Genomic DNA, 20,122 nt, shown 5'->3' on the forward strand with positions numbered 1-20,122 from the left:
CGGGTTCGCCGAGAGGCGTCGCCGCGCCAGTGTGCAGTCCCCGCACGATCGACTTCCCCCCAAGGTCGACGGCGGTTCCTGTTCCCTCGCTGCACACGCCGAACGTCGGCATGGGCCACCTTTCATCGAGGTCGCCATGTCCACAAGCCTGTCGGTTGCCGATTACGAACGCGCAGCGCAAGCGCTGGGTTGTCGTCGCGAGGTCGTGCAGGCGGTGGCGACGGTCGAGTCGCTGGACCGCGGCATGCTCTCCTCTGGCCGCGTGGTGATCCTGTTCGAGGCGCACGTGTTCTCGCGCCTGACCGGGCACCGGTTCGACACGACGCACCCGGCGATTTCGTCGAAGACGTGGAACCGGAACCTGTATCGAGGCGGAGAGGTCGAATACGCCCGCCTGGAAGAGGCGCTGCAACTCGATCCCGAGGCCGCGCTGAAGTCCGCATCGTGGGGCCTGTTCCAGATCATGGGCTTCAACGCGGAGAAGGCGGGATTCGCGAACGTCACGCACATGGCGTTCGCGATGCAAGAAAAGGAACAGCGTCACCTGGACGCCTTCGTGCGCTACATCCGCAGCGAAGGACTGGCCGATGCGCTGGTGCGGAGCGACTTCGAGGCGTTCGCGCAGGGCTACAACGGCCCGCGATACGCGGAGAACCGCTATCCGCAACGCATGCGGGCCGCGCTGGCCCGCCTGATGCGGGGCTGAGCCCCGCCTGGCGCGTGTGGCCATCGTCGTTCCGGGGAACCTGAACGCAATGGCCAGAATGGGCCAGAGGATCGTCGGCGAGGGAGGTCCTTCGCCGGCATGACGCGCACGGTGGCCGTGCGTGGGCGTTCCGCCGGTGTGCGGAATGGCGCGCAGCGGGCTCCGACGCATTGATGCATCACAACCAAGGCAGAAGGAACATGACCTCCCCGCGCAAGACTTGCCCCGGATCGGCCCGCCGTTCGCGCACGCTGCGCGCCGGCATGGCCCCGGCCTCCGGCACGAAGCCGTGCAACCCCGTCGATGACGCCCTGATCGCCGCAGCCGGCACAGGGGCACGCTCGATCCTGATCGTCGTTCGCGACCAGGCCGGGGTGTTGCGCGTGTGGTGCTCGGACGGCAATCCGCTGGAGAACCTGCGTCTGGTCGAGCATGCGCGCGGCGAACTGACCGTGCGCGCGTTGAGCGCGCCACAAGGCACGTAATCGGCGCTTCTGCCGCCTCCCTTCCCCCAAGGACAATCCCATGCCCTGTCGCTGCCGCCCGTTGGTGCGGCCCGGTGAGGTGCGCCCTGCGCACGCGCCGCGGCCCGCCGCGCCGACCCCTGCTGTCCCGAATACGCCGGCTCCCGAGCCTGCGCGCACCCCTGCATCGCCGCCCGCGGGCGAGGCGGTGGCGTCGTGACCGCGCCTGACCGCGATCCGCTGTGGTGGCGCGTGCTGGCGTGGTTGCCGGACTATCTGTTCATCGACTGCGCGGTGTGCCTGTTCTGGCGCGGCGCGGTGGTCGGGTTCGCGATGGCCTGCGCGGTGGCGCTGGCGGTCCTGGCGATCCTTCAGGCGTGATGCCATGCCCCGTGTAAGAGTCGATCCGGCGACCGGGCTCAACCCGATGCAGCGCCGGTTCTGCGACGAGTACCTGCTGGACTTCGATGCCGGTGCTGCGTACCTGCGCGCCGGTTACAAGGCCGGCACGCGCAAGCTGGCACAGGACGCCGCCTCGCGGTTGCTCGCCAACGACGCCGTGAAAAGCTTCCTCAGCGGGCGCCAGAGCGCGCTGCAGGCGATGGCGGAGGTCGACCAGGCCGCGATCATGCGCCAGTTGGCGTGGATGGGCATGGGCGACATCCGCGCGCTGTTCAACGCCGATGGCAGCGTGCGCGAAATCACCGAGCTGACCTCGCAACAGGCGGCGCTGATCCAGTCGATCGAGGTGCAGGAGATCGAGGCGGTCGTCGACGGCGAGCGTCAGGTCGTGGGCCACACCAAGCGCTTCCGGCTGGTCGACCGGATCAAGCCGCTGCATCTGCTGGGCCTGCAGATCGGCATGTTCGCCCAGCAGCACAAGCACAGCGGCGCGGTGGGGGTGTTCGACCCCAGCGAACACCTGACGCAGGAGCAGCGCCGCAAACTTGCCGAAGAGATTCTCCAGCGGGATGCGCCAGGCTGATCCGGCTGTGCAGGCGTTCCTGTGCGAAGCGCAGGACAACCTGCTGGCCTACTCCATCCTGGGCGACCCGAAGTACGTCGCGTACCGCTGGCATCGCCATGTCGCGCGGCGGCTGGAGGCTGCGGTTGCGCGCGGGCGGGGCCGGATCATGGTCTTCGCCCCACCGCAGCACGGCAAGAGCCGGCTGGTGTCCAAGCAGCTACCGCCGTGGATCTTCGGCAAGCACCCCGACTGGCCGATCATCGCCGCCAGCTACGGCATCGACCTGGCGGAGGAGAACGGGCAGGCCGTCCGCGACCAGTTGGCGTCGCCCGTGCATGCGGCGGTGTTCCCGGGCTCGCGGCTGGATGGCAGCACGACAGGCAAGACGTACTTCAAGACCACCGAGGGCGGGCTGTACCTCGGCACCACGATCCGCGGTGGCGCGACCGGCTTCCCGGCGAAGGTCTTCATCATCGACGACCCGTTCAAGTCGCGCGAGGAAGCCGAGTCCGAGCGCATCCGCGAGTCGACCAAGACGTGGTTCACCTCCGTGGTGTACCCGCGTCTGGCCGAGGACTCGATCCTGATCGTGATGCATACGCGCTGGCACGAGGACGACCTCGCCGGCTGGTTGCTGCGCGAGCATCCGCAGGAGGACTGGGATGTCATCAACCTGCCGGCGCTGGCGCTGGAGGGCGATGCGCTCGGCCGCGAGGTCGGGCAGGCGCTGTGCCCGGAGCGCTTCAGCGAGGACGCGCTGGCGCGCAAGCGGGTCGTCAGCGGCAGCCGGGACTGGGAAGCGCTCTACATGCAGCGTCCGGTCGCTGGCACCGGCGGGTTCTTCAAACGCGCGTGGCTGCGCGAGTACGACAGCATCCCGATCACCATCGCCCGGCCGATGAATCGCTATCTGCTGGTCGATCCGGCCGGCAGCAAGGCGAAGAAGTCCGACTTCACGGCCGCGGTCGTGGTCGGGCTCAACACCGATGGACGCTACTACCTGCTTGATGCGGTGCGCGACCGGCTCAACCTGCGCGAGCGCGCGGCGATGACGATCCGCATGCATCGCAAGTGGAAGCCGCACAAGGTCGGGTACGAGAAGTACGGCAAGGACGCGGACATCGAACATCTCAGCGTCGCGATGGAGACGGAGAACTACCGCTTCGCGGTGCTGGAACTGGGCGGGCAGATGTCGAAGGAGGCCCGGATCAAGCGTCTGGAGCCGGATTTCGAGAACGGCCGCTGGTGGCTGCCGCAGGCGCTGCCGAAGGCGTTGAACGACGGCACGCCGGTGGACGTGGTCGACCGGTTCGTCAACGAGGAATACCTGACGTTCCCTGCCGGCGTCCACGACGACATGCTCGACAGCATGGCGCGTGTTTACGACATCGGCGCCGTATTCCCGAAGGGGACCAGCAGCGTCCGCCGCGCCGCCCCTTCGGACTCGAACTTTGCCTGGTGATCTCTCCCCGTGATCTTCGCAGACCCCGCCAACGCCGCCAGCGATCTCCTGCTGCGGCGGGAGCAGGCTGCGCACGGTTATCAGGCCGAGCAGTCGATCGGTCTGCGCTCGCGCCTGGGCGCGTTCGTGAGCGACGCCTTCGTGCGTGCCAAACGACACAAGGAAACGGTCGTGTGGCGCAACGGCGCCAGCGTCCACGAGACGATGATGCGCTGCCTGCGCATGCGCAACAACGAGTACGACCCCGAACTGGCCCGTGCGCTGGACGGCATCGACGTCTACATGCCGCTGGCGAGCATGAAGATGCGGGCCGCGCAGGCGTGGATACGCGACACCTTGGCCAACGCCGAGGACAAGCCGTGGACGGTGGAGCCCACGCCCATCCCCGAACTCTCCGACGAGGGGAAGCAGGCGGTGCGGCAGGCGTTCGCGCTGGAGGTGCAGCGCAGCGGGGTCGAACTCCAGTACCTCGCGCCGCACCAGGTGCAGCAGCGCCTGCGGCAACTGGAGGACGTGGCCGCGGACCTTGCACTGGAGACGGCCCGCGAGGCCTGCGCACGCATGGAGAAGCAGATCGCCGACCAGTTGGAGGAAGGCGGCTGGCGCGATGCGTTCGACGCGGCGATCGAAGACCTGACCGTGTTCCCCGCGGCCGTGCTGAAGGCGCCGATCGTGCGCCGGATGCAGGCGCCCCAGTGGGACGGCCAACGGCTGCGCACCGTCGCGCGCACCAAGGTGAAGGTCGAGCGGGTCTCGCCCTTCGACCTGTACCCGGCACCGGATGCGACCAACCCGCAGGACGGCAGCTACCTGTGCGAGCGCATGCCGATGACCGGCAAGGCGCTGTCGGACTGCATCGGCCTGCCGAACTTCTCCGAGCGGGCGATCCGCGCGGCGTTGACCCTGCATCCGACCGGTTACGCGAGCCACGATGCCGCGCGCAGCGAGCGGTCGCAGTTGGAGGGGCAGGGACAGACTGGCGCGGTGAACGGCTCGTCGCAGGGTCACGACGGCCAGTACGACGTAATCGACTTCTGGGGCCGTGTGCCCGGTGCAGTGCTGCTGGAGTGGTGCGGTCTGGAAGGACTTGCCCCGGAGGCCGTGTTCGCCGACAGGCCCGTCGACCCGGACGCCTACTACGAGGCGAACGTCTGGCTGCTGGGCGACCTGGTGCTGCGCTCTCTGCTCAACCCGATCCCGACCGGGCAGCGGCCGTACCAGGTGGCGTCGTTCTCGCGCCTGCCGGGCAGCTTCTGGGGCGAGGGCCTCGGGCAGATCCTGCGCGACGTGCAGCGGCAGGTGAACTCCGCGGCGCGCCGGCTGGTGCAGAACATGGCCTACGCCTCCGGCCCCATCGCCGAGATCAACCTCGACCTGCTGGACGAGAGCGAGGACACGCCGAACCTGATACGGCCGTACCGCGTGTTCTACACGCAGGGCGCCGGCAAGGGTCGGGCGATCAACATGGAGAAGATTCCGAGCGTCGCGGCCGAGTTGAATGCGGTGCTGCAAGCCTACTGGCGACTCGCCGACGAGGTCAGCGGCGTGCCCGCCTATGCCTACGGCGGCACCGCGCCGGCGACCGGCGCTGCGGCGACGATGGGCGGCCTGAGCCTGCTCTACAACAGCGCGTTGCGTGGCATCAAGCAGGCCATCGGCAACCTCGACAAACAGCTGATCGAGCCAACGATCCGCGCGTACTACCTGCTGAACATGCTGCTCAATCCCGACGTGAGCCTGAAGGCCGACGCGACCGTCGTCGCCCGCGGTGCGAAGGGGATCATGGTCCGCGAGATGCGCCAGGCGCGCACCGTGGAGACGCTGCAGGCGATCACGCCGTTCGCGCAGGGCGGCCTGCTGCCGCGCGAGGGCATCGTGAACCTGCTGCGCGACTGGGTCGGCCTGCAAGGCTTCAACCCGGACCTGATCTTCGGCAAGGCGCTGCCGATGAACACGCCTGGCGTGCCGCCGCCGGAAGGCGAAGCCGGGCAGGACGGCGTCGGCGCCCGACCGGTGTCCGCGAGTGCGCCCGCGACGGCCATGCCGGCGCTGGACGGCCGTCAGGGCAGCGTCGTCGATGCGCTCCGCGGCGACGCGCTGTGATGCGACCGATCCGATCCCGCTGATCCACCCCTCTGATCCCAACAAGAGCCCAACATGAAACTCGACGGCGAGGACATCCTGCCGGGCGATGCCGTGTTCGACATCGTTTACGGCCCCGGCTTCGTCCACCGCATCGATGCGCACGCGCAGGCGTTCTTCGTGCGCTTCGGCAACCGCAGCGCCGGCTACCGACCGGACGGCGTCAGCGACCGCGCGCAGCGCAGGACGCTGTACTGGCAGGACCCGGTGGTGTTCGTGCCCGCGAAGTCCTCCGCGAAGTGGCAACTGCTGCTGCGGATGGTGCGGGCGCTATGGCGCACGATCGAGCGCGATCCGCTGGTGGAAGTGATCGCGCACGAACCCCCGCAGGAGGCCGGCCATGGCACGTGAGGGTTTCCTGTACTACGGCGCGCTGCCGACGCTGGCGGACGAGGCGCCGAACGTGGAAGTGACCTTCGCGCCGGTGATCCTGCGCTTCGCCGGCCACGGCTGCGCCCAGGTGGAACTGCTGATCCATCCGCGCATCAAGGACATGGCGGACGCCTGCTGCGCGCCGCCGAGCGCGCCCGAGCTGTGGGCGACCTACCGCATCGACGGCTGCCGCCAGGTGCTGTGCGAGAAGCACAACCAGATGGTGCTGGCGATCCCGGGCACCTACCGCGTGCGCGTGTGCCACGGCGACCTGGACACGGTCGTCTACTGGGAAGAATCCGAGGCGTTGGCGAACCGGGCGCTGCTGCCCGTGCCCACGTCCCACTGACTGAGGAACCGGCATGGCCTGTTGCGACGAGACCAACATCGACGGCACCACCGTCCAGAACATCACGCTCATCAATGCGCGGATCATCGGCGGCAGCCTGCTCGGCACCGTCATCGGCAAGGACTGCGCGGGCGGGGATGTCCTCGCCGGCCAGCATCCGCTCGCGACGTGCGCCGACCTCGACGCCGCGCTCGCCACACTGCCGGCGCCGATGCCGCGGGTCACGGCGATCACCTTCACCGCCGATGGCCGGCTGGTGCTGACCTTCTCCGATGGCTCGACCGTGGAGACGGATGTTCCGGTGATGCCGGAGCAGGTGGCGGCGGTATTCCGCGACTGCGCCGGCCAGCCGCATGCGGCCGGTGCGCAACTGCCGACCTGCGCGCAGATGCAGGACGCCATCGCCGGCAGCCGGCTCGCGATCACCGGTGCGAACCCGCCGACCACCACCGAGACCCCGACACTGCCGACAACGCTGTACGGCGCACGCGATGCGCTGCTGGGCCGTCCTGCCGGCTGGGTGAACATTGGCGGCTACGTCCTGCCGTACTACGCCTTCGTCGACTGCGGCGGCACCGTCGGCACCGAGACCCTCTGAGCGTCATCGACCGACGCCCCTTGCCTGATTCGTCGCGGAGCCCCCATGGCCGAGAAGACCCCCCTCAAGTACGAGAACGGGCAGCACACTCCGTTCGTCCCGGGCGACACCCTGCCGCCCGGCGTGATCCCGCCGGAGGTGTTCGCGGGCACGTTCAAGACCTGCGCTGGCGCCGACCACCAGCCGGGCGATGCGATCCCGACCTGTGCCGAGATGAACACCGCGATCCAGCTCGCCATCCAGGCGACGCTGGCGCGCATCGTCGCCGGTCCCGGCATCGCGATCACGATCGGGCCGGGCGGCACGCGGATCATCTCCAACACCTGTTGCGATGCGCAGTACCAGCTGGTCGGCATCGCGCCGGTGACGACGCCGATCGTCGAAGGCCAGCCCGCCTGCTGGCGGATCGAGGTGACGCCCGTCGTCGCCGGCAGCGACCTGCCGCTGACCCTCACGCTCTCCGGCAGCGAACAGGACCTGCGCGGCTATCCCGTCCCGAGCGGCATCGTCATCCCCATCGGGCAGACTGCGGTGGAGGTCTGCGTGCCGACGCTTGATGACGAGTCGGTCCTTGGCGAGCGCGACCTGTGCCTGCACGTGCAGGCGCCGTCGCTGCTGGCCGGCGGGCAGGCTTGCGTCCACATCCTCGACAACGACGGCACGCCGCCGTCGACCCACACGATCGAGGCGATCAACGTCTTCCCCGGGGAGACAGCGCCCGAAGGCACCAACGTCTGCTTCCAGATCGTCCTGAATGGTCCCGTCGCCGGCGCCGCGCTCGCGATCCCGGTCGGCCTCTCCGGCGACGAGCAGGCGATCCACGCCTATCCCATCGTCTCACCGCTGATGGTGTCCATCGGACAGTCCAGCGCGACGCTGTGCGTGCAGACCGTGGACGACACCGTCGACGAGCCCAATCGCCTGCTGACGCTGGACGTGGGCACGGCCGCGCGCCTGCCGACCTTTCCTGGCGCCAGCGTGCCGGTGACGATCACCGACAACGACGGGCCGCCCGGCCTGCCGCCGGGCGCGCTCATGCGCGATGCCGGGTCGTGCTTCGCGCTCGCCTGCACGCCACCCGATCCGAACTTCTACCTGGCGGACCTGTCGATCGCGACCAACGGCGCCATCGGCGGCACCGCTGCGGGCGACGGCGGCAACTGGATCGGCAGCAGTGGGGTGAACCCGGCCGACTACGAGGTGCGTGTCACCGGCACGCTGTCGGAAGGCCCGGATGCGCTGAATGTGTGGTTGCCGCTTGGCATTGCGCGGCACTGGACGCGCACGCTCGGCTGCGGCACGCACGCCAACATCGCCGGCAACGTGCAGATCCGGCGCATCGCCGACCAGCAAGTCACCGTCGACGAAGCGTTCGGCGGTTTCGAGGTCTACACCGGCATCAACGCCACCTGTCCCTGATCCACGACGCGCCCGCCATGACCAGCATCTTCGATCCCCCGGGGTTCTACCCCGGGTTGCCCTGCGTTGCGCCGACGACCGGGCGCAGCGACGAGGTGTACCTCTCGCCGCAGTCCGACTCGATCGAGTCGCCGGAGTTCGAGGTACTGGCTGCGGCGGCGATCGTCACTGCCTTCGACCTCAAGCCCGGGCAGCGCGTGCGCGTGGAGGCGGTCAGCGGCTACCGCGACTCGACGCTGTACGCGCCCGTCGTCCACAACGGCCGGCCGCTGCGGCTGGACGCGGACAACACCCAACTCGCCGTGGTCTGGCCGGGACGCTATCGCCTCGTCGCCGAGGGCGTCGCGGTCGGCATCGACATGCCGACCGTGATCGTCTTGCGTCGCAACGCACCGATGCAGGCGCTGGCATGAGCCGTGACCCGCAGCGCGAGTTGATGCGCGTGCGCGAGGCGGTGCGTTCGCTGTCCGCCAATCCGAATGCCTGGCGCGTGTTCGTCGGCTACCTCGCGCAGCTCGATCAGGACGCCGCCGACCGGCTGGTCGGCATGGACGACACCCACGACATGCTGCGCCAGCAGGGCGCAGCGCGTGCCATCCGACAGATTTATGCGCTGGCGGCCTCCGCCGACAGCGCCCACCACACCACGGTCGCGGCGCCGAACGGCCCGCTGCTGTAGTGCTCCCCGGCGCAAGCCGGCTCGCTTCTCCTCCCAGGAATACCGACGACGCCCACGCGGGTATCGCACCGGAACACCGGTTCCCTCTCGGCTGGCCAGCCCAGAGGAACGACTCCGGCGCGATGACGTGCGGGACGCTCGCGGCTCCGATCCCGAGGTACCCATGTCCGATTTTTTCTCGCTTGAACAACTGCAACAGCAGGCCGATGCCGCGCCGGGTGCCACGCGCACGCCGCCGACATCGGCCCCTGGAACGCAACCCGCTCCCGCTGCGCCCGCATCTGCTGCGACACCGGCTCCGCCGGCCGCCCCGGATGCGGCTGACGCGCAGTACGTCGACCTCGAACACTGGCGACCCGATCCCGCGCTTGTCGGGTCGGATACCGCCGCACCGAGCGCCGATGACGCGAAGTGGGAAGCCCGCTACCACGCCCTGAAGGGCAAGTACGACGCCGAAGTCCCGCGCCTGTCCGAAGAAGTCCGCACCCTCAAGGCGCGGGGCGGACAGGGCGACGGCATCGACACGACCACCGAACTGCAATTGCTGCGCGATCTGACGCAGCGACAGGCGCAGGAAATCGACGCCTTCAAGCAGAAAGCTCTGACCGACCCCGCGCGTGCTCCTGCGGCGGGTGATGGACTGGGCGACTTGAACGACGACGACCTCGCCTTCGAGTTCGGCGAGAACGGTGCCAAGGCCATCCGTGCGCTCCTGACCAAGGTCGACGGCCTGCAGCAGCAGGTCGCCGAGCAGGTCAAGCCGCTGGAAACGCGCCTGACGCAGACCGAAGCCCAAGGCTTCCGCGAACGCCTCGCCCAGCGCCTCGGCGCCGCGCAATCGGTGTTCAAGGACGCGGCCTGGGCCGACTTCGTGTTCCAGCCGATCCCCTTCGGCGGCGGCAAGACCTTCAACCAGGCGCTGCTGGAAGCCGACGCCCGGCGCGACATCGACGGCATCGTCGAGATCGTGCAGGCGTTCCAGCAGCGCACGCCCCCCTCATCCGAACGTAGCGCCTCCCCGTCGGGGCTGGATGCGCTCGCCGTGCCCGATCGCGTCCACGCGAGCGGCACGCCGACGCCGGGCCAACGATTCCGGGGCGGTGACATGGACGCGATGATGGGGTTGTGGCAACGCGGGCAGAAGACGTTCCAGGAGCTTCAGCAGTTCGAGCGCGCTTTCCAGCAGGCGCTGCGCGAGGGGCGCGTCGATCCCTGATCGATCACCGGCACACGCACGCATCGTGCGGGTGTCGACAGCATTGCCTCCTCGCTTGAGGGCCGTGGACAGCGCATCCCCAACGCTGATGCACGGAGACTTTTCCCATGGCGATTCCCGCCGCCACCGGCTACCCGCAGTACAGCGGGTCGCTGATCCAGCCGCACTTCTATCCGCGCTTCCTCATGCGCTCCTACGCGGAGACGCTGATGAAGGACATCACCACCACCAGCTACACCGGCCAGTTGCGCCAGTTCGGCGACCAGATCACCTTCCAGCGCGAGCCGGTCGCGCGCATCCACCGCTACCAGAAGAACATCCGGCTTCAGACCGATACCCCGGAGATCGACACCACCACGCTGACCGTGGACGAAGGGTTCTACTGGAACTACAAGCTCGATCGCGTGGACGCGAAGCAGATCCGCAACGCGGACGAGTTGCAGAACGTCCTGATCGGCTCCGGTGGCCGCTCGGTCGGCTACGCCCAGGAGAAGGCGATCCTCGCCAAGATGATCCGCGACGCGGCGCCCTACAACAAAGGGATCAACGCCGGCCTCAACAGTCGCAACGTCAACCTCGGTGCGGTCGGCAATCCGCTCCAGATCACCGGCGGCAACCTGCTGGAGTTCTTCGCCCGCTGCAACCAGGTCATGGCCGAGGGCAACGTCTGGGAAGCGGGCGAGATGTTCATGATCCTGCCGCCCGCCGCGACCGCGCCGCTGTTCACCTCGCCGCTGTCCAACGCCTTCGTCACCGGCCTGCCGCGCAGCTTCCTCGTCGATGCCAGCGGCAAACCGATGCGCAACATCGATCCGGCCGGCTTCCGCCTGCTCGGGAGCAACTTCGTCCCGACCGTCTACGACACCACGGCGAACGCGCAGTGCAGCTTCGTGATCTTCGGCCGTCGCAACGCGACCGGCTACGTGCAGCAACTTTCGGATGCGGACGTCATCAAGTCCGAGCACTTCTTCGGCAGCTACTTCCGCGGTCTGTCGATCTTCGGCCACAAGCCGCTGTTCCCCGAGCAGCTTGGCGTCGCCTACGTGCGCTTCAACTGACCGCAGAGGAGAACACCTACATGGCCTATCACCACCTGTACCACGGCGGCGGCAAGACCCCGTTCGATGCGTTGTTCGGCCAGAACGCGGCCGGCTGGATCGACGATGGTTGCGCTGCCTGTCCGACGCCGGCTGATCTGGCCGGCGCCCTCACCACCGAACTGCTCGACCGGGTCAACACCGAAGCCGCCGGCCACAAGCTCCATGTCGCCTACGGCCTCTCGCGCTCGCTGGACTTCTATCCGGGGCTCGTCGACACCGGCTACACGATGCGTGGCGACTGCGTCGTGCCCAACGGCGACGAGGGCCGGTTGCAGCCCGGTTTGCAGCAGTACCTGATCTGCCACGACATCGGCAACGAGGACGTGATCTATCCGATCGTCATCCCGCCGGGCTGCTTCCTGCACGGGTTCTACTGGAAGGTGGAGTCCGCCGAGACCGGCGTGACCTTCCAGGCGTCCACCGTGCGGAACGCCTTCGAGGTGCCGATCGATGCCTCGGTCCTCGGCAGCGGCTACGCCGTCGTCAACGCCTGGCAGGCGTCCGCCGACGCGGTGACGCTGGCCGTGTCCGGTTGGCCTGCGACCGGTCCGACGAAGCTGCGGCTCACCGTCTCGGCGGTCGTCTTCCATCCGGACACCGGCAACTGAGCCCACCTCCCATCGTTTCCGTCCCACAGCCCCGCTTCGGCGGGGCTTTTTGTTGCCCGAGGACTCCCATGCAACCCTTCGCTTTGCCTCAGACGCCCCAGCCGCACACGTCACTCGACGTCCACCGCAACATCGAACACACCGGCGAGAAGATGGCCGTCTTCCAGGACGAGCACGGCCATCTGTACCCGCGCGACGACGAGTTCGAGTTGCTCCCGGGGCTCACGCCCGGCTACACCACCAACGGCCGCGACTTCGAGCGTGCCGGCGAGACCATCCGCAAGGTCGGCTCGATCCTCACTGTTCCGACCATCGAGACCGACATCCACGGCAATCCGCTGGACGTGGCGACCGCCGGCCTGGAGGGCGGGTTCGAGGATACCGACAACCGGATCGGCGAGGCCCGACGCGATCTCGTCAAGCGTCGCAACGAGCGAATCGACGATGGCGCCAATGGGGCGCTGCTGTAATGGCCGAGTTCGCTGCTGCGCTCATCGTCGAAGCCGCGCGACTGCTCAACGACGCCGAGCCCGGCTACGAGCACATCCGCTGGACCCGCGCGGATCTGCTGGAGTACCTCAATGACGCCCAGCGACAGGTCTACCTGTACCGGCCGGAGTTGTACGCGCGGTCGGAAGTGTTCGAGCTGGTCCCCGGCCCTCGTCAGGGGCCGTTGCCCGATGGCTGCCAGTTGCAGAAGGTCATCGGCTCCTCCGGCGACGCAGGGCGCGCCCGCAAGGTCGACGACGGGCTCTTGCAGGCCTTTGCCGGCACCGGCTGCATGTGGGCCTGCGACGAGGCGGGGTACCGCGTCAGCGGCTACAGCTTCACGCCGCAGGACCCGCGGGCGTTCTTCGTCGATCCGCCGGTGCCGGACGACGGGCAGTCGTACACCATCGCGCTGGTCTGCCAGCATTGCCCCGCGGCGATCACGCTCGCGGACCTCGACGATGCCGATCCGCGCAATGATGTGCTGGTGACGCCGGGGCGCATGCACAACGCGCTGATCGAGTGGATGCTGTATCGCGCCTACTCCGTCGACATGGAATCGGCGCAGTCTTTCGCCAAGCAGCAGGATCACCGCAAGCACTTCTACGCCATCCTGGGCGTGGCCGAGTCCAAGGAACGGCTGGTCGCCGTCTCGCAGGCCGGCCGTGCGCCGGAAGGGGCGCGGCCGTGAGTTGCGGTCCGGGCTTCACCGACTTCCGGCCGTTCCTGCCGCGGCTCGTCGCCGCGGCGCCCGGGCTGCCGAACGTGGCGGCGCAGAGCTACCTGCGCGACGCCGCGATCCGGTTCTGCGAGGCCAGCGGCTGGCTGGAGCGCGAAGCGATCCTGCCGATGGCCTGCGGGGTGCGCGACTACCCTGTCGTGCCGGCCGAATGCGAGCGCGTGGTGCGGGTGGTGACGGTGCGGATCTGCCGCAGCACGTCCGACGAAAGCCTGCTCGACCCCCGGCGCGACGTGCTGGAGGACGGCTGCGGGTTCCGGGTCGAGGCGCTGGAGACGCCGGACGTGTCGGTCTGGATCGACCGCGAGGGCGACGCCTGCGATCGGCTGCGGGTGCGCTACGTCGCCGCGCCGACGCACGACGCCTGTCGGCTGGATGCCCGGCTGGCCGAGGAATGGGGGCGGGCCTTGGTCGACGGCGCGTTGGCTGACTTGCTGTTGCTACCGGAGCAGCCCTTCAGCGATCCGCGTCTGGCGGCCGCATACCGCGAGGGCTTCAACGCCGCGATCCTGCGCGCCCGAACGCGCCGCCTGCGCGGACGCACGGGCGGCGCGCGGCGGATGGAACTGGCGCCCGGCGACCTGGCGGTCTGAGCGGCATGGCGCGTCCCCTCATCGTCGAGCCTGGCACCGAACGGTTGCAGGTCGTCCTGATGCGCGGCTGTGGGACCGTCGACGCCGCTGAAGTCACGTTGACCGTGACCCGCAAGGGTGAAGTGGCTTGCATGTCCGGTCCTCTTTGTGCGGATACATGCACTCCGCAGTGGCCGCGGGCGCATGACGTTCCGGAGGGGCGTTGGGGCGGTTGCCATTGCTGTGGTGAATCGAATTGCAACGCGTGCAGCAAGGTGGCGCCGACATGGGCGTGCGACCCTCGTTGCGATGGGATACCGCCGGCCATGCATCTCTCGCCCTCGAAGACCTATAGCGCCGAATCCGTGATCCGTGGTGTCGCGACGTTCCTGATCGATCAAGACATGGTCGAAGCGCCGGAGGGCTGGTACCTGGGGCAGGTGGCGATTGCCGGGTGCGAGGTGGCGGTGCTGACGATTTGGGCGCGGTGTGGCTCCATTGATGCCAGAGCGAACAGGAATTCAGATCTGTAAGGCCAACGAGATTCACAAGGCAAGGGTAAGCCTGTCAGATGTTACGGGGTGATAGGGCATAGGGGGGCATATTAACCTGAACCGGTTTACGTATGCCCAGGGGGAGGGCTACATGAGGTTGATTGCCTGGATGGTGGGGATCCTAGTGGCGATTTCTGTTCTCCTGCCTCCGCAGGTTAAGGAGGTGGTCTACACATATCGATCGACAAAAATATACTTTTGGTATCCGTCGCCTTTGCTAATAAATGGAAATCTTGAATTTCACGAAGATTTGTCGATTTTCGATGGTTCTGGGGTTGTTAAAAATATTTATGGCAAATCAGATTTCATGTGCGGATTGGATTTTTGCAAGGATTTCAATAATCGAATATTGACTGAATGGAATCAAGAAAAAAACAAGCGGGACGCAATATCCAAAGAAGTATCGTCATTTAAGAATTCTATTTCAAAAGCGGAGAGTGATCTCGTTCTGCAGGATGCATTTATTTCAGATAACTCATGTGAAAATACTGTTTCCGGCCCGGGAAAGCCTGCGTTCGCTTGCGGCCCAGGGGAAGAGCAAGACGTTGCAGCGACAGTTTGCGTCATTAGAAATGCTGGGCCTAAGTTGTGCGAAAAGGCAGCTAAAGAAGAATTGCTCGATGGGGACATGCCAAAGTTGGCTAGAGATATTCTGGCGAGAGAGTCGTGTGCTGCGATCGTATCTGAGGCGCTCGGAGACGAATACTCTCTTTTTTCGAAAACAGAGAAGCGCTATACAGAGGATTTGCCGATAACGCTGATGTCATCTTTCATCGGGCTATTTTCTGATGATGCGAAAAACTTGTTTGACTTTGGGGTGATTGCGGCAAAGACCAAGGAGTGTATGCCAGGTGCTATTGAGAGGTGCTCAAATGAGTATCAGGGCTGGCAAAATGAATTGATCGACTATCGTTTGCGATATTCTGAGCAGATAGGTCTGTGCATGGCTGCGGCTCAAAAGGCTGATTCTCTTCGTTCTCTAATTTCTTCTCTAAAAGATAAGGTATCAGTCGGTGAAAGGGAGGTTTCCGTGATTGAAGGGCGGATTGGGGAGTTGGAGTTAGTGTCTGAAAGCCATAGATTCAAAAATATATTCCAAAGTGTTTTCTAGATCTTGTGAGTGTTATCAACTCATGCGGGTAAATCAAGGGGGTTTATCATGCGGTTCAAAGATTTCATGATCAATTACTTTTCTCCTTATTATTTTGCGACAAGAATTCTTTGGTTGATTTACGCTGCCATAGCGTTTTTCTTTGTTACTGGCGTGGCTATTGCGATGGCGGGATGGAGTCTAGGAAGCTCTGTTGTAGCGGGCGGGCTCATCGCATCCGTATTGGTTTGGAATGCACTCCGTCCATGGAAAATTGGAGCTTCTTACAATGATGTTATAGGCGCAGTCACGATGATTAGAGAAAAAATAAAGAACAAAAAATAAATTTTAATATTTAATTCATAAGTTGAAATTCCGCATGGGAGATTTCGGATGTCAAGATCTATAGTGGTTAGAGTTGTTGATAAGAACGGTTATGGATTGTCAGGATATCGTGTTAATGTGTATCGAGGCGAAGTAGTCAAGACAAATTCCGATGGCGAAGCGGTTGTATTTTCTAGCGGAAGCCATGTGAGCGTCTACGTTAACGGCATGGCGGTTTATGAGGGTAGCGTGAGAAATTGTGACAATCCGCTGCGCGTCAGAAAATGACTGTTTGATGCAGTCTTTACTTCTTGCGACGGATGATCTGGCAAACGTTGCTCGCCTTCCACGAAACCGGATTTGTGAATGATCCTTCCGCACAATCTTTCGCAGGTCAATGAGAGCTACATTCGTGCGCTCGTTGCTGCTCAAGCCGAAGAAACGGTCTACCAAGAGTTCAAACGCCAGCTTCCGAGCGGAGATGACAAGAGCCGGCAGGAGTTCCTTGCCGATGTGTCCGCGTTCGCGAACAGCTCTGGTGGCGACCTGATCTATGGCATTGATGAGGATGGAGAGGGGCGGGCAACGGCGATCGTGCCACAGCAAGGGAACAAGGACGATGAGGTACTCCGATTGCAGAACTGGCTTTCGGACAGCATCGAGCCTCGCATTCCCGGTCTGCAAATCCAACCAGTGGATGTTGACGGTGGGTTCGTTTTGGTTATCCGCGTGCCGCAAAGCTGGGCGGGTCCGCACCGTCTGAGGACCAAAGGCAGCCAGCACTTTTTTACGCGTGAGTATGGCCGCAAAAGGCAGCTGGACATCCCTGAAATTCGTGCATTGTTCCTGCGGTCAGAAAAGCAGGCGCAGCACATTCGGGATTTCAGGACCGAGAGGCTCGGAAAGATCATTGCCGAGGAGACGCCAAGACCCCTTGTTCGGGGTCCTATGCTGGTCGTTCATTTCGTCCCGACCCAGGCTGCATTGGGTTTGGTGCAGATCGATCCTCGGATCTACATGCTGGGAGAGCGTCATCTGCAAGTGATGGGTGCCCGCGGATGGGATTTCATGCCAAATGCGGATGGTGCTTTGTCTTATCAGGCCATTCGTAATAGCGGAACATCGGGCTATTCATTGATGTTCAGGAACGGATTTTTCGAGGCAGTCTCCGTCCTGAACGTCGATGCGGATGGTGTTGGGTGGCTTGCAAGTTACTCCTACGAGGTGGAATTGATCCGGCATTTGGAATACCTCCGGGTGGAGTACGAGTATTTCGGAGTTGGGCGGGAAATGACAGTAATGTTTTCGCTGCTCGGAGCAAACAGGGTTCGCTTTGGACTTGATACTGCTCGTTTTAATTTGAGAGATGGTATGGGGCAATTCGACCGGACTAATTTAATATTGCCTGATGTCTTGTTGCCTTCAGACGAGGCTGCGGCTACGGCATTGCGTCCGTTGTTCGATTTGGTGTGGCAATCTGCCGGATTCTTACGGTCGTACAACTACAACGAAACTGGTGATTGGGCTGCGAAATGAGTCGCGCGTCTGTTGCCAAGCGACTGCTTGTTCGTGTTCTAAGCACGGCGCATCTGGCCGAATAGGGCCAGCATACATTTCCGAAAATGTCCTCCCTGCTTTTTTCCTCGTTCGGAGGAATGCGCCCGCGTGTCCAGCGCACGCTACTGCAAGGCAACGAAGCGACTTGGGCCGAGAACGTCAATCTCTGGCACGGCACGATCGAGGCTTATCGCATGCCGCGGCTGGTTGACCCGCGTGGCGCACCGCATCGCACGATCTTCCACACGGAGGCCGGCTGGCTCGTCCTGCCCGGCGTCGATGATCTCGTCTCCGGGCTGCCTGGGTGCCCGCGCGTGATCGTGGCCGGCGAGGATCTGCGCTTCCCGGCGTGGGCCGATGCGGCGGACGCCGTGGCCGGACGCTGGTGGCGGCTGGGCCTGCCCGTGCCGATGCCGCCGACTGCGACGCCCAGCGCACTGCCAGGCTGGCCCGGGCCGAACGACCAGCGCAGCGAGTACCGCGCGTATGTCGTGACCTACGTGGATCGGTTCGGCAACGAAGGCCCGCCGTCGCTGCCGAGCGCACGCTTCGGGATCGACGACGGCGCCGCCGTCCTGGTGCAGTGGGACGGCTCACCGGTCGGCGGGTGGGACGTGCAGGCGGTGCGGCTGTACCGGCTGACCGCGAGCGACGCGGGCGCCGAGCAGGTCGGCCTGCCGCGCATGGAGGACTTCCACCTCGTCGGCGAGTTCCCGGCGGCACTCGGCGGCGTCAACGACGCCCTGCCGAACCTCGGCTTGGGCGAACCGTTGACGACGATGCGGTTCGCGCCGCCGCCGGAAGACCTGACTCACCTCGTCGCCGAACCGAACGGCACACAACTGGCCGGTGCCGTGGGCCGCGACCTGTGGGTCTGCGAGCCGCACGAGTTCCATGCGTGGCCGGACGCCTACCGCTTGCGCCTCGACGACACCATCGTCGCGCTGGCCTGGACCGACAGCGGGCTTTACGTGGCCACCGACGGGCACCCCTACTGGATCGCACCGCAGGCGGACGAGTGGGGCAGGCGCGAGGTGTTCCGGATGCCCGAACCAATGCCCTGCGTCGCTCGTCGATCGATAACGACGACGCCCAGTGGAGGCGCGCTCTACGCCGGCCGCGGCGGACTGGTGTTGCTGTCCGGTCGCCAGTGCCAGCGCGTCAGCCAGGCGTACTGGGGCGAGGACGACTTTGCGGCCTTGCAGCCGGAGACGATGCTCGCCGCCATCTACGACGGCCTGTGGCTCGGGTTCACCGCGAACAGCGGCTGGATGCTCGATCTGACCGACCCGACCTATCCGGGCCGCCAGTTGGGGTTGATCGCCCTATCGCTACGGCCGACCGCGCTGCACCGCAGCCGCACCGGCGACCTGTTCCTCGCGTTGCCGACCGGCATCGGCCAGTGGAATGCCGGCCCGACCTATCTGCCGTTCCGCTACCGGACCCGTTGCACGGTTACGCCGGGGCACATGAACTGGGCGGCGGCCAAGGTGGTGTGGGACGCACACCCGTTCAGAGGCGACTGGATGGACGCGGCACCCGCGACCACGTTCCGGCTGTGGGCTGATGATCGGCTGCGGTTCGAGCGCGAACTCCGCCACTCCAATCCGTTCCGGTTGCCACACCTGAGCCGGCAGCTTGGATTCGAGATCGAACTCGAACGACCGGAATCACCCGACAAGGACGCACTGCGGGAAATCCATGTCGGCAGCAGTATCGCCGAACTCGTGGAAGGGTAGGAAAACTCCCACTTAATAGCGGGGGAATGCCGATACCACTCTGAACAGCGACACCCTAATCTGTTCTGGTCAGGCACGGGCCATAGGCCGCCCAGCCGGACGGCCGTCGGGCGCGGCCCTCGCTGACACGATCCCAAGATCTTTGGTTTCCGACTCTGATGTTGTCTCAGAAGATGAGACGGCGACAAGATAGGAGTGTAAGACCTATTTCTGGAGTTGCGAATGTGAGCGGAACCAACATGCTGGATAGCATCGTCAATGCCTATCCTTGGCTCATCTTTGTGACGCTACCTGTTGCTGGAACGGCAATTTGGTATCGCATTCGCAGTAGTGCGTTCCGGCTCTCCAAACAGCGCACGCAGCGGCTGTATGCGTTAGCCAAGAAAGGGAATTCGCACAATGCCGACGCAATCGTTCTTCAAGTTGCGGTGTCTGATGCGCTTCGATCAACCATCGATGATCGCTGGATCAGGGTCGCGCTTTCCAGGCACAATCCGATCCGCATGTTGGTTGACTGCAAGTTTGCAAAAGGGATTGCACGTCTGGAAGATGAAGGAAATAGATTTGTTGATGCTAGATACATACGGTGGCCGAGTTTTCGTGTGACTAGCTGGTTGCTGTATGTGATTTCTATTGCGCCGTGGATATTGCTGGGAATTTCCTCAGTTAGCACCTACGTTTCGCTGCCTTTATTGTTGGCTTTGGTCATCGTTGGGTTGATCTACACCCCGGTATTTACGTGGTTAGGCATCTGCATAGAAGCGGCGCGCCGACTTGTGGAACGACTCGACGATTGCTATCCAATGATGATCAAAGATCGTTCAACGATTCCAGCAGTCGTTGTGCCTTCGGTAGATGCCTCAGATAATGCGATGCCAAAGTCGGCTTTGAGATCTGCCAAGGCGCCAAGAGCCCCGGCACGGCAGCGCAGATCAGCTGATCTCAAGACGTAAGGCTGTCTGTACTGCGTGATCGG

The 20,122-nt window shown here is 64.7% G+C and carries 24 protein-coding genes; all 24 read left to right on the forward strand.

The features are described 5' to 3' along the window. Positions 1-136 precede the first annotated feature (136 nt). The 24 genes from ACT53R_RS18030 to ACT53R_RS18145 all read left to right on the forward strand — a co-directional run bounded on the left by ACT53R_RS18030 (position 137) and on the right by ACT53R_RS18145 (position 20,099). A complete protein-coding gene (locus ACT53R_RS18030; RefSeq protein WP_476173300.1) occupies positions 137-706 on the forward strand; it encodes an N-acetylmuramidase family protein in 570 nt (189 codons plus the stop codon). 200 nt (positions 707-906) lie between these two features. Next, positions 907-1,191 carry a hypothetical protein gene (locus ACT53R_RS18035; RefSeq protein WP_476173301.1) on the forward strand — a complete coding sequence of 95 codons (285 nt, stop codon included), beginning with the start codon at positions 907-909 and terminating at the stop codon, positions 1,189-1,191. 195 nt (positions 1,192-1,386) lie between these two features. After that, positions 1,387-1,551, forward strand: coding sequence for a hypothetical protein (locus tag ACT53R_RS18040; protein ID WP_476173302.1), 165 nt, complete (start codon positions 1,387-1,389; stop codon positions 1,549-1,551). Between the two features lie 4 nt (positions 1,552-1,555). After that, positions 1,556-2,155 (forward strand): terminase small subunit, encoded by a 600-nt coding sequence (locus ACT53R_RS18045; protein WP_476173303.1) that lies wholly within the window; start codon positions 1,556-1,558, stop codon positions 2,153-2,155. Next, complete coding sequence (locus ACT53R_RS18050) at positions 2,142-3,599, forward strand: terminase large subunit domain-containing protein (RefSeq protein ID WP_476173304.1); 1,458 nt, start codon at positions 2,142-2,144, stop codon at positions 3,597-3,599. The genes ACT53R_RS18045 and ACT53R_RS18050 overlap by 14 nt, the downstream gene beginning before the upstream one ends. 9 nt (positions 3,600-3,608) lie before the next feature. Continuing rightward, complete coding sequence (locus ACT53R_RS18055) at positions 3,609-5,702, forward strand: hypothetical protein (RefSeq protein ID WP_476173305.1); 2,094 nt, start codon at positions 3,609-3,611, stop codon at positions 5,700-5,702. Positions 5,703-5,756: 54 nt separating this feature from the next. Further along, complete coding sequence (locus tag ACT53R_RS18060) at positions 5,757-6,092, forward strand: hypothetical protein (RefSeq protein WP_476173306.1); 336 nt, start codon at positions 5,757-5,759, stop codon at positions 6,090-6,092. Then, complete coding sequence (locus ACT53R_RS18065; RefSeq protein ID WP_476173307.1) at positions 6,082-6,462, forward strand: hypothetical protein; 381 nt, start codon at positions 6,082-6,084, stop codon at positions 6,460-6,462. Before ACT53R_RS18060 ends, ACT53R_RS18065 begins: the two co-directional genes overlap by 11 nt. Positions 6,463-6,475: 13 nt before the next feature. Further along, positions 6,476-7,060: a hypothetical protein gene (locus ACT53R_RS18070; protein WP_476173308.1), complete on the forward strand. Its 585-nt coding sequence runs from the start codon at positions 6,476-6,478 to the stop codon at positions 7,058-7,060. A gap of 45 nt (positions 7,061-7,105) precedes the next feature. Then, positions 7,106-8,479, forward strand: a complete 1,374-nt coding sequence (locus ACT53R_RS18075) for a hypothetical protein (RefSeq protein WP_476173309.1) — start codon at positions 7,106-7,108, stop codon at positions 8,477-8,479. Between the two features lie 17 nt (positions 8,480-8,496). Then, positions 8,497-8,892, forward strand: coding sequence for a hypothetical protein (locus ACT53R_RS18080; protein WP_476173310.1), 396 nt, complete (start codon positions 8,497-8,499; stop codon positions 8,890-8,892). Continuing rightward, positions 8,889-9,158 (forward strand): hypothetical protein, encoded by a 270-nt coding sequence (locus ACT53R_RS18085; protein WP_476173311.1) that lies wholly within the window; start codon positions 8,889-8,891, stop codon positions 9,156-9,158. The genes ACT53R_RS18080 and ACT53R_RS18085 overlap by 4 nt, the downstream gene beginning before the upstream one ends. Before the next feature lie 163 nt (positions 9,159-9,321). Further along, positions 9,322-10,374, forward strand: coding sequence for a hypothetical protein (locus ACT53R_RS18090; RefSeq protein ID WP_476173312.1), 1,053 nt, complete (start codon positions 9,322-9,324; stop codon positions 10,372-10,374). A gap of 107 nt (positions 10,375-10,481) precedes the next feature. Beyond that, entirely contained in the window at positions 10,482-11,432 is a 951-nt protein-coding gene (locus tag ACT53R_RS18095; RefSeq protein WP_476173313.1) for a hypothetical protein, read from the forward strand. Positions 11,433-11,452: 20 nt separating this feature from the next. After that, entirely contained in the window at positions 11,453-12,082 is a 630-nt protein-coding gene (locus ACT53R_RS18100; RefSeq protein ID WP_476173314.1) for a hypothetical protein, read from the forward strand. Positions 12,083-12,150: 68 nt separating this feature from the next. Next, complete coding sequence (locus ACT53R_RS18105; RefSeq protein ID WP_476173315.1) at positions 12,151-12,552, forward strand: hypothetical protein; 402 nt, start codon at positions 12,151-12,153, stop codon at positions 12,550-12,552. Beyond that, positions 12,552-13,262, forward strand: coding sequence for a phage adaptor protein (locus ACT53R_RS18110; RefSeq protein WP_476173316.1), 711 nt, complete (start codon positions 12,552-12,554; stop codon positions 13,260-13,262). Before ACT53R_RS18105 ends, ACT53R_RS18110 begins: the two co-directional genes overlap by 1 nt. Beyond that, a complete protein-coding gene (locus tag ACT53R_RS18115) occupies positions 13,259-13,903 on the forward strand; it encodes a phage adaptor protein (RefSeq protein ID WP_476173317.1) in 645 nt (214 codons plus the stop codon). The genes ACT53R_RS18110 and ACT53R_RS18115 overlap by 4 nt, the downstream gene beginning before the upstream one ends. Before the next feature lie 305 nt (positions 13,904-14,208). Further along, positions 14,209-14,415 (forward strand): hypothetical protein, encoded by a 207-nt coding sequence (locus ACT53R_RS18120; RefSeq protein WP_476173318.1) that lies wholly within the window; start codon positions 14,209-14,211, stop codon positions 14,413-14,415. A gap of 112 nt (positions 14,416-14,527) precedes the next feature. Beyond that, positions 14,528-15,547, forward strand: a complete 1,020-nt coding sequence (locus ACT53R_RS18125) for a hypothetical protein (RefSeq protein ID WP_476173319.1) — start codon at positions 14,528-14,530, stop codon at positions 15,545-15,547. A 48-nt stretch (positions 15,548-15,595) separates the two neighbouring features. Beyond that, positions 15,596-15,871 carry a hypothetical protein gene (locus ACT53R_RS18130; protein WP_476173320.1) on the forward strand — a complete coding sequence of 92 codons (276 nt, stop codon included), beginning with the start codon at positions 15,596-15,598 and terminating at the stop codon, positions 15,869-15,871. 345 nt (positions 15,872-16,216) lie between these two features. Then, entirely contained in the window at positions 16,217-17,386 is a 1,170-nt protein-coding gene (locus ACT53R_RS18135) for an AlbA family DNA-binding domain-containing protein (protein ID WP_476173321.1), read from the forward strand. A 119-nt stretch (positions 17,387-17,505) separates the two neighbouring features. After that, a complete protein-coding gene (locus tag ACT53R_RS18140; RefSeq protein WP_476173322.1) occupies positions 17,506-19,146 on the forward strand; it encodes a hypothetical protein in 1,641 nt (546 codons plus the stop codon). A 239-nt stretch (positions 19,147-19,385) separates the two neighbouring features. Next, entirely contained in the window at positions 19,386-20,099 is a 714-nt protein-coding gene (locus ACT53R_RS18145) for a hypothetical protein (protein ID WP_476173323.1), read from the forward strand. Positions 20,100-20,122: the final 23 nt, after the last annotated feature.

Source organism: Lysobacter sp. DMC104, from assembly GCF_056313665.1.